Here is a 14,245-nt window from a genome sequence, read left to right as displayed (position 1 = left end):
GCAGAGGCGCCAATCACGGGTGCTAGCATCCGCCGACTCGACATCCGCGCATCAGCCCGACATGAAAGCCTGCCTGGCCCTCCTGCTGATCGCGCTGTCGTTGCCCTCGATCGCCCGGGCGCAGGATGTCCACGTTCCGGCGGGCCTGCACGCGGATTCCGTCGATCGTGCAATGCCGGCGCTCGCGCGCGACACGCTGCGGGCCTATCGCGACGACGACCGCCAGCGCTACCTCGGCACGCTGTTCCGCCTGCAGATAGCCGCCGGGCAGTACCCGCAGGCGCTGAAGAGCATCGAGACGCTGCGCGCATTGCGCAATGACCCCGCCTCGCAGCCACCGCTCTACCTGCAATACGAAATCCATGCGCGGGCGAAGGTGTCGCAGGCGCAGTCCAGTGCGCCCTTCGCACAGGCCTGGCGCACCGCGTTCGACGAACGTTTCGGTGCGCTGGAGGACAGGGTCGCGTTGCAGGCGGAGTTCGCATTGGGTGGTTATTTGCCGCGCATGCGGGGCGATCTCGACGCGGCGTTGGCGAAGGCCGTCGGAAAGGATCGCCTGCCCGTCGCCGATGCGATCGAGTTGATCCGCGCCTGGCAGGTGCATTCGGCCTACAGCGCGTTCCAACCGTTGTTCGCTTCGGCACTCGCGGCCGACGATGCGCGTCGTTACGCGATCGACCGCGACACTCTGGTGCGCACGCCCGATGGCGCCAGCATCGCCGCGCTGATCGTGCGCCCGGCGCAGGCGTCGCCACTGCCTGCGTTGTTGACGTTCACCATTTACGCCAACGACGACTGGGCCTGGGCCGATGCGAAGAAGGCCGCCGCATACGGCTACGCGGGCGTGGTCGCTTATTCGCGCGGCAAGGGGCGCAGCCCCGATGCCATCGTCCCGTACGAACACGATGGCGCCGATGCCGCTGCGGTGATCGACTGGATCGCGCAACAGCCCTGGAACGACGGCCGCGTGGGCATGTACGGCGGCAGCTACAGCGGCTTCACGCAATGGGCCGCGCTGAAGTACAGACCCAAGGCGTTGAAGGCGATCGCCACGTCCGCCACGCTCGCACCCGGCATCGACGTGCCGATGGAAGGCGGCGTCTATCTCAACTTCATGTATCCGTGGCCGTTGTATGCCGCGAGCAACCGATGGCTCGACGATGCACGCTACGGCGACAACGCGCGCTGGGCAGCGCTCAACCGCAACTGGTACGCCAGCGGCCGCGCGCATCGTGAAATGCCGGCCATCGATGGCAGCGCAAACCCGGTGTTCGACCACTGGCTTCGGCATCCGGGTTACGACGCGTGGTGGCAAGCGCTGATTCCACAAGGCGATGCATTCGCCGGCATCGACATCCCGGTGCTCGCCACGACCGGCTACTTCGACGGTGCACAGATTGGCGTGCTGCATTATTTTCGCGAGCACTTGCGGCATCGACCGGACGCCGACCACACGCTGCTGATCGGCCCCTACGAGCACTTCACGATGCAAACCGGCGTGCCGCCGCAGATCCAGGGGTATGCGCCCGACCCTGCCGCGCGGATCGACCTGCAAGTCTTGCGGCTGGCATGGTTCGACCATGTGTTGAAGGGTGGACCGAAGCCGGACGTACTGGCCGACCGCGTGAACTGGCAGGTGATGGGCGCGGACGCGTGGCGTCACGCGCACACCCTGGAGACGATGGCGACGCGCACGCAACGGCTGTGCCTGGTGCCGGGCGCGACGGCCGATGCGAACACCTTGTCCCCGCATCCGCAGCCGAAGGCGATCGTCACCCAGCGCGTGGACTTCAGCGATCGCAGCGACGCCGACTGGACGCCATCCGCCAACGTGATCAACACCGCGCTGGATCCGCATGCGGGCCTGGTCTTCATCGGCGATGCCCTGCCCCATGACACCGAATTGGCGGGCGCGTTCGAAGGCGTCCTCGACTTCACCGTCAACAAGCGCGATGTCGATGTCGCGATCGGCGTGTACGAGCGCAACGCCAAGGGCGAATACCTCGACCTCGCGTGGTGGTTGCAACGCGCCAGCTACAACGCAGATCGCCGCCAGCGGCACCTGTTGCAGGCCGGCGTGCCGCAGCGCCTCGTCGTGGACGACACACGTTTGATCGGCCGCCAACTGGCCGCCGGCAGCCGCATCGTGGTCACGCTCGGCGTGATCAAGCAACCCGACCGCCAACTCAACCTGGGCAGTGGGAATGCGCCGTCCGATGAAGTCATCGCCGACGCGGGTGCACCGCTGGAGGTTCATTGGCGCGGGAGCAGTTGCCTGGAATTTGGCGTGCGCGAGTGAGTTGAAACCGCGCTTGATCTGCGCCAATGCACGGCCCGCAAGACCGGCGTAACGTTGCATCCGACCTTTCCCCCGAAGGAGTCGCGATGGACAGGACCATGAAGGCCGCGGTGGTGCGTGCATTCGGCCAGCCGCTCGTGATTGATGAGGTCCCCGTACCGCGGCCCGGCCCCGGCGACGTACTGGTGAAGATCGAAGCCTGCGGCGTGTGCCACACCGACCTGCACGCGGCCGAAGGCGATTGGCCAGTGAAGCCGTCGCCGCCTTTCATCCCGGGTCATGAGGGCGTGGGCACCGTGGCCGCGGTCGGCGCCGGCGTCAGCCACGTCAAGGAAGGCGATCGCGTCGGCATTCCGTGGCTGCATTCGGCTTGCGGCTACTGCGAACACTGCCTCGGCGGTTGGGAGACGCTGTGCGAGCGCCAGCAGAACACCGGTTATTCGGTCAATGGCAGCTTCGCGCAGTACGCGCTCGGCAACGCGGGATACATCGGCCATTTGCCGAAGGGCATCGGCTTTGTCGAGATCGCGCCGGTGTTGTGCGCGGGCGTCACGGTCTACAAAGGCCTGAAGGTGACCGACACCCGGCCAGGCGATTGGGTCGTGATCTCCGGCATCGGCGGCCTGGGTCACATGGCTGTGCAGTATGCGAAGGCGATGGGCTTGAACGTGGCCGCGGTCGACGTGGACGACGACAAGCTCGAACTCGCGCGGCGCCTGGGCGCCACCGTCACGGTCAACGCGCGCACCACCGATCCGGCCGCGTTCCTGAAAAAGGAAATCGGCGGCGCGCATGGCGCGTTGGTCACCGCGGTGTCGCCGAAGGCGTTCGAGCAGGCACTGGGCATGATGCGGCGTCGCGGCACGGTGTCTCTCGTGGGCCTGCCGCCGGGCAGCTTCCCGCTGGATATCTTCGGCATGGTGCTCAACGGCATCACGGTGCGGGGCTCGATCGTCGGCACGCGCCTGGATCTGCAGGAGTCGCTGGAGTTCGCCGCGCAAGGCAAGGTCGCCGCGACCGTCGCCGCCGAAAAGCTGGAGAACATCAACGACGTCTTCGCGCGCATGCACAAGGGTGAGATCGAGGGTCGCATCGTCCTCGACATGGCGGCATAGCCCCTGCCCGCGGCGGCGTTGTTTACGGTCGCCCTTCCAGGGTCGACAGCGTGTGCCGCGCGATCATCCATTCTTCGTCGGTGGGCACGGTCCAGGCCCGCGTGCGCGCATCGGCGGTCGAAATGCACGGGCCTCCGCGTTCGTTGGCTTCGGGATCGAGCTCCACGCCCAGCCATTCCGCGTCGCGGCAAACGCGTTCGCGAATCACCGCCGAGTTCTCGCCGATGCCGCCGGTGAAGACGACTGCGTCGAGTCCTCCGAGCGCGGCGGCAAGCGAGCCCAGCGCGCGACCGATGCGGTAGACGTACAGGTCGACGGCGCGCTTGGCGCCCGGTTCGGCGGAAGCGAGCAACGTTCGCATGTCGCTCGACACGCCGGAAACACCGAGCAGCCCCGACGCGTTGTAGATCATCGTCTCGATCGCGCGCGCATCCATGCCGCGTTCGTCCATGAGGTAGAGGATCACGCCCGGATCGATCGAACCGCTGCGTGTTCCCATCGGCAGACCGTCGACCGCAGTGAACCCCATCGTGGTCGCGACGCTTCGCGACGCGTGCATCGCGCACATGCTCGCGCCATTGCCCAGGTGCAGCACGACGGTTCGGCCTGTCGCGGCGATCGGATCGAAATGCGCCAACTGCGAAGCGATGTACTCGTACGACAGGCCGTGGAAACCGAAACGGCGAACGCCCTCGACGTGCAGCGCATGCGGCAACGCGAACATCTGCGCGATCTCGGGGATGGTGCGATGGAAGGCCGTGTCGAAGCAGGCGACCTGCGGCAGGTCGGGTCGCGCCGCGAGCAGCGCGCGAATGGGCGCCAGGTTATGCGGCTGGTGCAGCGGCGCGAGGGGAATGAACGCTTCCAGGCGCGCGAGCACGTCGGCATCCATGCGCACGGGCGCAGCGAATTCCATTCCACCGTGCACCACCCGATGGCCCACCGCGAGCAACGGCTCGTCGGGGAGCTGCGCATGCACGAACTCGACGATGTGGCGCAGCGCTTCGTCATGGCCGAGCGCCGTGCCCTGCGGCCAGGTCTTCGTCCCGCACTCCGCGCCCGCGGCATCGCGCGCCTTGAATCGGGGCTGCGTGTGGATCGACTCGATTTGCCCCCGCAGCGCCGGCGCGAGGCCCTGCGCACGATGGAAGTAAACGCAGAACTTGAGGCTCGAGGAGCCCGCGTTGATGACGACGATCGCGCCGGACATCAGCGCACCGCCCGCCCCGCGTCGAGGCGTCGGGCATGCGCGACCCGGACGGCGACCGCGCACGAAGCAAGACGCGCGGTGACCGAGTCCGCCCGACTCGTGAGGATGATCGGCACGCGCGCGCCCAGTACGATGCCGGCGGCGTCCGCGCCGGCGAGGAAGGTGAGGCTCTTGGCGAGCATGTTGCCTGCCTCGAGGTCCGGCACGACCAGCACGTTCGCGCGGCCGGCCACGGGCGAATCGAGATTCTTGATCTTCGCCGCGGCCAGGTCGATCGCATTGTCGAGCGCGAGCGGCCCGTCGAGGATCGCGCCGGTGATCTGGCGGCGGTCGGCCATCTTGCACAACGCCGCGGCTTCCAATGTCGAAGGCACGTCCGGGTTCACCGTCTCCATTGCCGAGAGGATCGCCACCCGCACTTCGACGACGCCGAGTGCATGCGCGAGGTCGATGGCGTTCTGCACGATGTCCACCTTCTCCGCGAGCGTGGGCGCGATGTTCACCGCCGCGTCGGTCACGATCAGCGTGTCCTCGTGCCCCGGCACGTCCATCACGAAGCAGTGACTGATGCGCCGCGCGGTCCGCAGCCCGGTTTCGCGCTTGACCACCGCGCCCAGCAGTTCGTCGGTGTGGAGGCTGCCCTTCATCAGCGCCTCTGCGCGTCCCTCGCGCACCAGCGCGACGGCGCGCGCCGCCGATTCCACGCTGTGCGGGCTGTCGACGATTTCGATGTCGCCCAGCTCGAGGCCGGCATCCTTCGCAGCCCCGTGGATACGTGCTTGCGGTCCTACGAGGATCGGCGCGATGAGGCCGAGGCGGGTCGCATCGATCGCGGCCGAGAGCGAGGACGCGTCGCAGGGATGCGCGACGGCCGTGGACATGGGAGGCAGTGCCCTGCAGCTGTCGATGAGCAGATCGTATTTCCTGGGCTTGCGGGTCTCGTTCATGGCTTCCACTTTCGACTCCCGGGGCTTGCGCGGTGTGAAGCCTATTGCGCAATCGGCAACGGCGCCGAGGGATCCACGAGTTATGCATTGCGCAGATCGCGCCAGAAGTCGTCCGGCACAACCTCGTCCATTGCAGCGCGATCCTCTGCAATGCGGTCGGGCTTGCTCGCGCCCGGAATCACCGCCGCCACCGCCGGATGCGCGAGTGCGAACTGCAAGCCGGCGGCTTTCATGCTGATGCCGTAACGATCGGCGATCGATTTGATCCGGGCGACCTTGGCGAGGATCTCCGGCTTGGCGGGTGCATATTCGAAGTTGGGCCCGCCGACCAGCGCGCCCGAGCTGTAGGGCCCGCCCACGACGATGCTCAGCCCGCGCGCGGCCACCTCCGGCATCGCGCGTTGCAGCGCGTGCGCGTGGTCGAGCAGCGTGTAGCGCCCGGCGAGCAGGAATCCATCGGGGCGCGGTTCTTCGAGCGCCATCAGCAATTCGATCGGCTCAACACGGTTGACGCCGAGACCCCAGGCCTTGATGACGCCTTCGTCGCGCAAACGGTCCAGCGCGCGAAACGCGCCCTTGCGCGCAGCTTCAAAGACGCCCAACCAGTCATCGCCGTAAAAGTCCTGCGCAACATCGTGGACCCAGATGATCTCGATGCGATCCGTCTTCAGTCGCTTGAGGCTATCGTCGATCGAGCGCAGCGTCGCGTCTTCGGAATAGTCGTTCACGATCCTGTTCGGGCGCCCGTGCTTGAAAACATCCCGCTTCTCGCCGTGGTCGCGTGCGTCCACGTCCTCCACCTCGTCCAGGATGAGCCGACCCACCTTGGTGCTGATGACGTAGTCCTCGCGGGGGCGCGTGGCAAGCGCGTCACCCATGCGGATCTCGGCCAGGCCCGCGCCGTAGAACGGCGCATTGTCGAAGTAGCGAATCCCGTCGTTCCAGGCGGCTTCCACCGTCGCGCGCGCCTCGTCTTCGGGAATGTCGCGGAACATGTTGCCGAGCGGGGCCGTGCCGAAGCCGAGCTTGCCGGGAAGCAGATCTTTGAGCGCCATGGCCTGATCCTCGAATGCCTGGACGATGGTGGCGCAGACGTCCGACCGGGGCACCGGTAAAACAGCGGGCAGCGGCTCCGTAAAAGTACGTAAGGCCTACGGCCGCTCAAGCTGCCATCAATGACAATCCACGAACGCCTGGCAATGCGCCGGATGCGCATCGCACCCGTAGACGTACGCAACACCCACGTCGCCGAACGCCATGTCTTCGGTGAAATCGCCGTGCGCAGGTCGTCCTGCAGGAGCATCGGCAGGATCGCCGCGGGTTGGTCGGTCACGGTCGCGAGGGCGTCACGCAGCTCCGCGCATTCGCGCAACAGCAGATCGCAGAACTCGTCGCCTTCCACTTCGCCGTCCGGATCCTTCGGCACGGGCAGCATCAGCGGAAACAGTTCGCCTTTCGCCACCGGTGCGACCGGTACGGGCGGCTGTGGCATTTCGACCAGCGTGTCGGTGCTCGCGTAACTGCGCGCCACCACGTCGAAGCCGCCGATCGACACCCACAGTGCCAGCGAGCGGCCCGGCCACGGCGCGGGCAAGGCGTCCGGCAGCGGCAACTGCAACAACGCGCGCGCGGGCGTGCCGTCGTCGTCGATCGGCCACGCTTCGCCCGTCGGCATCAACATGCTCCCGCCGACATGCGCTTTGTGCGCGTCCCATCCCGAAGGACCGATATCACGGTAGTACACGCAATGCGCGACGCCGCGGGCGTAACGCTCCGCGATGTCCACCAGTGCGCGCCGGCGTTCCGGCGCGATCGCCGCGAAGTCGATCTGCGCTTGCTGTCGACGCTTGCGACCGGGGATGCCCTTGAACCAGATTACCGCGACGATCAGGGCGATGATCCCGATGAAGATGAGCAATCCGCGCGCCTCCTTGAACGACTGCAACGCGACATCGACGGACAGATTGCGCGCGAGCACGTACAGGCACGCCACACTCCACGCACCGAGCAACACCCTGCCCGGCCAACGCAGCGCACTGCGCGTCTCCGGGATCCGCTGCACGAGCGGCGGGCCGAAGAGGTAGCCCAATAGCGCGTAGCGAATGGCGGCCGCGCCTCCGACCCAGGCACCGACCAACTTCCAGAAGCTGCCGACGCGCGGCGGGCAGTTCGCGCGATGCACCACGAACACGTCGGTCTGCTGGGTCCACGCGTAGACGGTGGCGACGAACATCACAACCCCCACCGCCGCCGCGACCCGCACGAGCCACTTCGACGGTTTGCGCACCCAACGCGTCCACAGCAACGCGACCACGCCGATCCAGCAAATCAACGCCGCGCCCACGAGCAGGACATCGGGCGCGTCGATCGCCTTGACCGTGAACATCGACGCGAACAACCCGGCCAAGATCAGGACCAGGATAAAGACGACCAGATGCATTGGCATTCCCCCGATTGCCTGTTTTCTTACTTGAGCGAAGTGGCTCTAGTCAATTTCGGTTGTTCTCCCCACCGCGGGAAAGCAAGGGTTCGTTGCAATCCAACCCTGCTCGTCGTGCGCCTTCTTCGCTTCCTTATCAGACAGCAGCAAATCCAGCGGGATCTCGATTTGCGTCTCCGAGAATCGCAATGCCAGGTTCCAATGAGGACCTGTGTCATTGAAACCGCGATCGGTTTCATAGACTTCGAAGAACCTGGGCGAAACACCGGCAGCGCGTGACAGCGCCTTGCTTTGCCCTGCCGTGAGTTCAAACACGTAGGGCGTGAACTGATTCATGGTTTTGAAACTCGCCAGGTGACAGGTCCTGAAGTGCTCGATGGCCTTTTTCTGATCTTCCGTCAGTTCAAGGACGACAACCTTTCCCACATAGCGGCCATCTTTGAGTGGCACACCTTCGGCGAGCGCCGAGCCGGCAAGCAGCGAAAGGCAACAGAAAAGGGACAACTTGTTCATACGCATAGGCGCACTTCGCTGAAACGCATTCCCCGAACATCGCCCTGCCCCTCGAGCAAACCATCGGCAACCAACGTTCGGACGCGCTCGGCGTAGTAGATGTCAGGGACGTCGAGATAGGCGTGCTGCAATGCGTTCATCGCCATGGCGACGACATAGGCCACCTTTCGCCACTGCTTGTCGCAGTGGGACACCAGCGCCTGATCGATCGCCGCCACGTCCAACGGCGTGAGCGCGCTGATCGCGACCTGGTCGTCAGGGCCAAGCGCCGGATCGTCCTGTTCCTCGGTCATGGAAGCGATAGCCCCTGGGTCGCGGCGCGAACTAGCCGTCTATCCCAGCTTGCCGTACCACCTGGGTGCTTTCCACCGTCACCTGGTACGGCGCGCGCGAAAGACCACGGATGACGAAGGTCAGCTTGACCCAGTCCTCGCAAAAGAAAACAGGCGCGTCCGGTGGGAGCGTGCTCTGCCTGGTGCGATAGAACAACCGAAGCGCGCCGGGAACGGAAGCATCGACGCTGGCGGAGTCGTCGATGACGCTGTACGTCTGCGTTTCGCTATCCCACAGCGTGACTTCCAGGCTGCCATCGGCCCGCCAGGCCGATTTGACGACTTTCCAGTCATCCCCCGTGCCGGGCGACGCGCAATCCCCGCGCTGCACCGTGAGCGCAACTTCGTGCCTCGCCGCGATGGGCGACGCTGGCGTCTGCGCATGCAGCGAGGCGCAGGAGATCAGCAACAGCATGGTCATCCAGCTCTTCATCAACCACTCGGCCTTTTGGACGCCCGCCCTGCGCGGCGCAAGAGCGCCCAAAGTAGTTCTGGCGCGCTCGTCCGTCCAGACGAATGCGCGCCGCGTCGTCTACGCCGCGGCGATCACCGCGATCGAAACCTTGAGCCCCGGCACGCGAACGGGAAGCTTGGCGCCCTGGCGTGCGGGTGGATCGGCGGGAAACCATCGCAACCATTCCTCGTTCATGCCGGCGAAGTCGTCCTCTTCCGCGAGGATGACGGTGGCGCTGACGATCCTATCGAGGGAACTGCCCGCCGCCTCCAGGATGGCCGCGATGTTGGTGAGGCATTGGCGGGTCTGCTCCTGGATCGTGGCGCCGACGATCGCGCCCGTGATCGGATCCGCCGGGGCGGTGCCCGAGAGGAACACCAGGCCGGCCGCCTTGGTCGCCTGGCTGTAGGTCGCCGGCGGCTTGGCCGCCTTCGAAGTGAACACGATTTGCCTGGCCATGCTTCGCTCCTTGGCGATTCCGGGATCGCAGGTGCCTTGAACGCGACCCACGTCCGCTATCGGTCACGACGGAGACCGCGGGTGGCTATCGCAACCGGCCGGCAAGGGGCATGATCGCCCCACGCGTGTGGGGACACGCACCGAGGACCGTCGCGTGACCCACATCGTCGCGATTCGCGAGGGCTGGATCGAACTGCACTACACCGGCGTGGTCGATTACGCCGCGCGTATGGCCGCCCTGGACGATGTCGCCGCCCTGGTCCGCGACAGCGGCGTCCGCCGCATCCTGGCCGACTACACGCAGGCGACGATCGGCGAGGCGGGCGACAGCGCGAGCCGGCAGGACTACCTGTCCAAAGCGATCTCCGCCGCGACCCTGGAACAAGCCGACGTCGCCCTCATCGGATTGCCGCCGGAACACGCGCGCGCCGCCGAACTCGCAGGCGTCGTCCGCAACATGCGCGTGCGGAATTTCGACGATGCGGCGTCCGCGCTGGCGTGGTTGTTGTCGTTGTCGCCGACGTAGCGAATCGCGGCCGAGCGATCACTGCACCGAGGCCGTCGAAAGGAGCCCCCATGCCGCACTTCGTCGTCGATTGTTCCCGGGACCTTCTCAAGACCCACGACGAGGAGACGATCATCGCGCGACTGCATCGCGTGGTGAATGCTTCCGGGCTGTTCGACGAGGCGGACATCAAGATCCGCGTCAATCCCTATGCAACGTATTCGGTCGGCGGCGGGCGGAACGATTTCATCCACACCTTCGCCTGGATCATGCAGGGGCGCACCGTCGAGCAACGCGCGGCGTTGTCGAAAGCCATCGTGAGCGAACTGGCGGAAATGTTCCCCGGATTGCCTCGCATTGCCGCGAACATCGCCGAGTTCGAGCGGGCGACGTATTTCAATCGCGCGATGATGTGACTGCGTTGTCGGCGCCTTCGCCCTCAGCGCGAAAGCATATCGAGCGCCACCGCTTCCGCCATACGAATGCCATCGACACCGGCCGACAAGATGCCGCCTGCGTAACCCGCGCCTTCGCCCGCGGGGAACAACCCACGCGTATTCCGGCTGTGACCATCTTCGCCACGCGTGATGCGCACCGGCGAGGACGTGCGCGTTTCGACACCGGTCAACACCGCGTCGTGCATCGCAAACCCGCGGATCTGCTTGTCGAATGCGGGTAGCGCCTCTCGGATCGCTTCGATCGCGTAGTCCGGCAGCGACGGCGCTAGATCGCCCAGGCGCACGCCGGGTTTGTACGACGGGAGCACCCCGCCGAACGCACTCGACGCGCGGCCTTTCAGAAAATCCCCCACCAATTGGCCCGGTGCTTCGTACTCGCCGCCGCCGAGTTCGAACGCGCGCGCTTCCCAATGTCGCTGCAACTCGATGCCTGCCAGCGGGCCGGTGCCGTAGGGCGCGTAATCCTCGGGCGAGATGCCGCACACGATCGCCGCGTTCGCGTTGCGTTCGTTGCGCGAATACTGGCTCATGCCATTGGTCACCACGCGCCCGGGTTCGCTGGCCGCGGCGACCACGGTGCCGCCGGGACACATGCAGAAGCTGTACACCGAACGCCCGTTGCGGCAGTGGTGCACGAGTTTGTAATCGGCCGCTCCGAGCAACGGATGCCCGGCCTGCGGGCCGAAGCGCGCGGTATCGATCAGCGATTGCGGATGTTCGATGCGGAAGCCGATCGAGAACGGTTTGGCTTCGACGAACACGCCGCGTGCATGCAACATCGCGAAGGTGTCGCGCGCACTGTGGCCCAATGCGAGCACGACATGGTCGGCGCGCAGTTGTTCACCGCTCTCGAGCGTTACGCCGCGCACATGGCGCACGCCATCGCGGTCGGTTTCGACGAGCAGGTCATCGACGCGCTGGCTGAAACGGATTTCGCCGCCGAGCGATTCGATCGTCGCGCGCATTTCTTCCACCATCGACACCAGGCGGAACGTACCGATATGCGGTTTGCTGACGTACGCGATTTCCTCCGGCGCGCCCGCCTTGACGAACTCGTCGATCACCTTGCGCCCGTAGTGCTTCGGGTCGCTGATCTGGCTCCACAGTTTGCCGTCGGAGAACGTGCCCGCCCCGCCTTCGCCGAACTGCACGTTGGACTCGGGGTTGAGCACCTTCTTGCGCCACAGGCCCCAGGTATCCTTGGTGCGTTCGCGCACGGCCTTGCCGCGTTCCAGGATGATCGGGCGGAAGCCCATCTGCGCAAGCACCAGGCCGGCGAACAGGCCGCACGGCCCCATGCCGATCACGAGCGGGCGCAGCGGGAGATTGCCAGGCGCGCACGCCACGAACTTGTAGTTGGTGTCGGGCGTGCGCATCACCTTGCCGCCGTCGTGCGTGTGCGCGAATGCTTCGGCTTCGTCGTCCAGTTGCAGCCGTCGCAGGATGTCGGCTTCACGCGGCGTGTCGACGTCGACCGAATAGATCAGCACGATCGCGCCGCGGCGGCGCGCGTCGTAACTGCGCTTGGCGACGGTGAAGCCGGTCAGCTCGTCGGCGGCGATGCCCAGCCGCGCCAGGATCGCCTCGCGCAACGCCGGCTCGGGGTGGTCCAGCGGCAGCTTGAGGTCGGTGAGTCGCAGCATGGGGGCGGTCGTTGGCGCGGGTGCGTGGCCCGCATTTTAGGCGGCCCGAACCCGATAACATCGTCGACCATGCACGCACTGACGTTCTCGCGCTTCGGCGGGCCCGAGGTCCTGGAATGGACCGCCCTGCCCGATCCGCAGCCCAGCCCCGGCGTGGCCGTGGTCCGCACGCAGGCGATTGGGCTCAACTTCGCCGATATCTACCGTCGTCAGGGCCGTTACCACCTGGCGGGGTCGCCGCCGTGGATCGCCGGTTACGAGGCCGCGGGCGCGATTGCTGCGCTCGACCCGCAGGATGCGGGCGGCGCATTCGCCGTCGGCCAACGCGTTGCCTTCGCCGACAGCGCGTTCGCCAACGCTGAGTTGGTGGCGGTGCCGCTGGATCGATTGATCACGTTGCCTGACGACATCGACGCCGACACCGCGGCCGCACTGTTGCTGCAGGGCCTGACGGCGCAGTTCCTGCTCGAGGACAGCCACGCCGTGCAGGCGGGCGAAACCTTGCTGGTGCACGCGGCCGGGGGTGGCGTCGGCCAGTTGCTGGTGCAGTTGGCCACTGCGAAGGGCGCGAACGTGATCGCACTCGCTTCATCGGAAGACAAGCGCAGTTCCGCACTCGCGGCCGGCGCGCGCGATGCGGTGGATTCGGGGCCGGGTTGGGTGGAACGCGTGCGCGCGTTGGTGCCGCATGGCGTCGACGTCGCCTACGACTCGATCGGGCGCACGCTCGCCGACAGCATGGCGCTCACGCGCACCGGCGGCACGGTCGTGTTCTACGGCATGGCGGCGGGCGATCCGGATCCTGTGGACCCACGCGTGTTGATGGATCGTTCGTTGACGCTGGTCGGCGGCGATCTGTGGAACGTGCTCACGACGGCCCACGTGCGACAGCAGCGCGCGGATCGTCTCTTCGCCGCTGTACGCGCGAGACAACTGCGCGTAACGATCGCCGCGCGTGTTCCGCTGCGCGACGGTGCGCAGGCGCATGCGATTCTCGAAGGGCGTCGCACCGCGGGCAAGGTGTTGTTGATTCCGTAGCGCCGCTCCGCCGCTTCAGTGCTCGATGGACGCAAGTGCGCGCGAGCCTATTACGGTGTAACTGCGCCGGCGCGACGGGACGTTCGAGGACGGCCAGCCTTACGTGTTGCCGACGTGGATGCTTTCCCCTGTTCCCCTGCCCGCGACTTTAGTGCAGCGCGCGCGGCGGCGGAAGTTCATCCGCCAATGCGCCCGAAAGCGGACATCGCCATCGATTACGCACCTTGCGCCGGCCGGAACGCGCGGGGTTGCGCGTATGCAAACAGCATCCCCGCCCGGATTCCCGCGCGCCATGGACCTGTCTTCCCTCTCGCAATTCGCGCAGATCGTCGGCAACGTGGCGGTCGTGCTGGCGCTGTGCTTCGGCATGGCGCAGATCCGGCAGTTCCGGCGACAACGGCACGACGCCGCCGCGATCGAACTGATGCGTTCGATCGAAGACCAACAGTTCACGCACGCCTTTCACCTGATCTACCCGTTGCCGGTGGACATGCCGGTCGAGGACTTCCGGGCCTTGGGCCCCGATTACGAAGAAGCGGCGCTGGCGTTGGGTGCGCGTTTCGAAAGCATGGGCTTGCTGGTCTATCGCGACAGTCTGCCGATGCACCTGGTCGAAGAAATCATCGGCGGCGCCGTCGTGCTGCTGTGGCAGCGCCTGCGGCCGTGGGTGGAAGCGAATCGGCGCGAGCAAGGCCACCCGCTGTTGTTCGAGTGGTTCCAGTGGCTCGCGGAGCGCTTCGAAGAGCGCGGGCGACCGACACAGGTGCCTGCGTACGATCGCTTTCGGCGTTGGACGCCGAAGCGATAGGTTGTTTCACTTCAGCGCCGTTGG

The 14,245-nt window shown here is 66.2% G+C and carries 17 protein-coding genes; 9 read left to right on the top strand and 8 right to left on the bottom strand.

Going from position 1 to position 14,245, the window contains the following annotated elements; translation table 11 throughout:
- Positions 1–61: 61 nt before the first annotated feature.
- Both GN331_RS10000 and adhP read left to right on the top strand, forming a co-directional pair.
- Positions 62–2,299, top strand: a complete 2,238-nt coding sequence (locus GN331_RS10000) for a CocE/NonD family hydrolase (protein ID WP_156641816.1) — start codon at positions 62–64, stop codon at positions 2,297–2,299.
- Positions 2,300–2,385: 86 nt separating this feature from the next.
- Complete coding sequence (adhP, locus tag GN331_RS09995) at positions 2,386–3,414, top strand: alcohol dehydrogenase AdhP (RefSeq protein ID WP_156641815.1); 1,029 nt, start codon at positions 2,386–2,388, stop codon at positions 3,412–3,414.
- Between the two features lie 22 nt (positions 3,415–3,436).
- Here adhP and GN331_RS09990 read toward each other — a convergent pair whose 3' ends face one another.
- The 3 genes from GN331_RS09990 to GN331_RS09980 all read right to left on the bottom strand — a co-directional run bounded on the left by GN331_RS09990 (position 3,437) and on the right by GN331_RS09980 (position 6,566).
- Positions 3,437–4,624 (bottom strand): acetate/propionate family kinase, encoded by a 1,188-nt coding sequence (locus GN331_RS09990; RefSeq protein ID WP_156641814.1) that lies wholly within the window; start codon positions 4,622–4,624, stop codon positions 3,437–3,439.
- Entirely contained in the window at positions 4,624–5,571 is a 948-nt protein-coding gene (locus GN331_RS09985; RefSeq protein WP_156642048.1) for a phosphate acetyltransferase, read from the bottom strand. Before GN331_RS09985 ends, GN331_RS09990 begins: the two co-directional genes overlap by 1 nt.
- An 80-nt stretch (positions 5,572–5,651) precedes the next feature.
- Positions 5,652–6,566: an aldo/keto reductase gene (locus tag GN331_RS09980; protein WP_231734468.1), complete on the bottom strand. Its 915-nt coding sequence runs from the start codon at positions 6,564–6,566 to the stop codon at positions 5,652–5,654.
- 180 nt (positions 6,567–6,746) lie between these two features.
- On the opposite strand from GN331_RS09980, the gene GN331_RS09975 reads away from it, so the two are divergent.
- From GN331_RS09975 to GN331_RS09965, 3 genes are all read left to right on the top strand, one after another.
- Positions 6,747–7,091 (top strand): hypothetical protein, encoded by a 345-nt coding sequence (locus GN331_RS09975; protein WP_156641813.1) that lies wholly within the window; start codon positions 6,747–6,749, stop codon positions 7,089–7,091.
- Between the two features lie 227 nt (positions 7,092–7,318).
- Positions 7,319–7,663, top strand: a complete 345-nt coding sequence (locus GN331_RS09970) for a hypothetical protein (protein ID WP_156641812.1) — start codon at positions 7,319–7,321, stop codon at positions 7,661–7,663.
- Between the two features lie 127 nt (positions 7,664–7,790).
- Entirely contained in the window at positions 7,791–8,045 is a 255-nt protein-coding gene (locus GN331_RS09965) for a hypothetical protein (protein WP_156641811.1), read from the top strand.
- Between the two features lie 11 nt (positions 8,046–8,056).
- Here the strand turns inward: GN331_RS09965 and GN331_RS09960 are convergent, their stop codons facing one another.
- The 4 genes from GN331_RS09960 to GN331_RS09945 all read right to left on the bottom strand — a co-directional run bounded on the left by GN331_RS09960 (position 8,057) and on the right by GN331_RS09945 (position 9,769).
- Positions 8,057–8,524: a hypothetical protein gene (locus GN331_RS09960; protein WP_156641810.1), complete on the bottom strand. Its 468-nt coding sequence runs from the start codon at positions 8,522–8,524 to the stop codon at positions 8,057–8,059.
- Positions 8,521–8,817 (bottom strand): DUF3658 domain-containing protein, encoded by a 297-nt coding sequence (locus tag GN331_RS09955; protein WP_156641809.1) that lies wholly within the window; start codon positions 8,815–8,817, stop codon positions 8,521–8,523. Before GN331_RS09955 ends, GN331_RS09960 begins: the two co-directional genes overlap by 4 nt.
- A gap of 31 nt (positions 8,818–8,848) precedes the next feature.
- Complete coding sequence (locus GN331_RS09950) at positions 8,849–9,277, bottom strand: hypothetical protein (RefSeq protein ID WP_197427076.1); 429 nt, start codon at positions 9,275–9,277, stop codon at positions 8,849–8,851.
- Positions 9,278–9,388: 111 nt separating this feature from the next.
- Positions 9,389–9,769: a RidA family protein gene (locus GN331_RS09945; RefSeq protein ID WP_156641807.1), complete on the bottom strand. Its 381-nt coding sequence runs from the start codon at positions 9,767–9,769 to the stop codon at positions 9,389–9,391.
- A gap of 154 nt (positions 9,770–9,923) precedes the next feature.
- Here GN331_RS09945 and GN331_RS09940 point away from each other — a divergent pair, with 154 nt between their 5' ends.
- Entirely contained in the window at positions 9,924–10,295 is a 372-nt protein-coding gene (locus GN331_RS09940) for a hypothetical protein (protein ID WP_156641806.1), read from the top strand.
- A gap of 50 nt (positions 10,296–10,345) precedes the next feature.
- Positions 10,346–10,690, top strand: a complete 345-nt coding sequence (locus tag GN331_RS09935; RefSeq protein ID WP_156641805.1) for a 5-carboxymethyl-2-hydroxymuconate Delta-isomerase — start codon at positions 10,346–10,348, stop codon at positions 10,688–10,690.
- Between the two features lie 23 nt (positions 10,691–10,713).
- On the opposite strand, the gene GN331_RS09930 is transcribed toward GN331_RS09935, so the two are convergent.
- Positions 10,714–12,375, bottom strand: a complete 1,662-nt coding sequence (locus GN331_RS09930; RefSeq protein WP_156641804.1) for an NAD(P)/FAD-dependent oxidoreductase — start codon at positions 12,373–12,375, stop codon at positions 10,714–10,716.
- Between the two features lie 69 nt (positions 12,376–12,444).
- Between GN331_RS09930 and GN331_RS09925 the strand changes: the two genes are divergently transcribed.
- Together GN331_RS09925 and GN331_RS09920 are read left to right on the top strand one after the other, a co-directional pair.
- Positions 12,445–13,413 (top strand): quinone oxidoreductase family protein, encoded by a 969-nt coding sequence (locus GN331_RS09925; protein ID WP_156641803.1) that lies wholly within the window; start codon positions 12,445–12,447, stop codon positions 13,411–13,413.
- A gap of 292 nt (positions 13,414–13,705) precedes the next feature.
- Positions 13,706–14,221: a DUF4760 domain-containing protein gene (locus GN331_RS09920; protein WP_156641802.1), complete on the top strand. Its 516-nt coding sequence runs from the start codon at positions 13,706–13,708 to the stop codon at positions 14,219–14,221.
- Positions 14,222–14,245 lie beyond the last annotated feature (24 nt).

The sequence above is a fragment of the Noviluteimonas gilva genome, from assembly GCF_009740395.1.
Classification (GTDB): Bacteria; Pseudomonadota; Gammaproteobacteria; order Xanthomonadales; family Xanthomonadaceae; genus Noviluteimonas; species Noviluteimonas gilva.
This window is presented reverse-complemented; position numbering and strand designations above follow the sequence as displayed.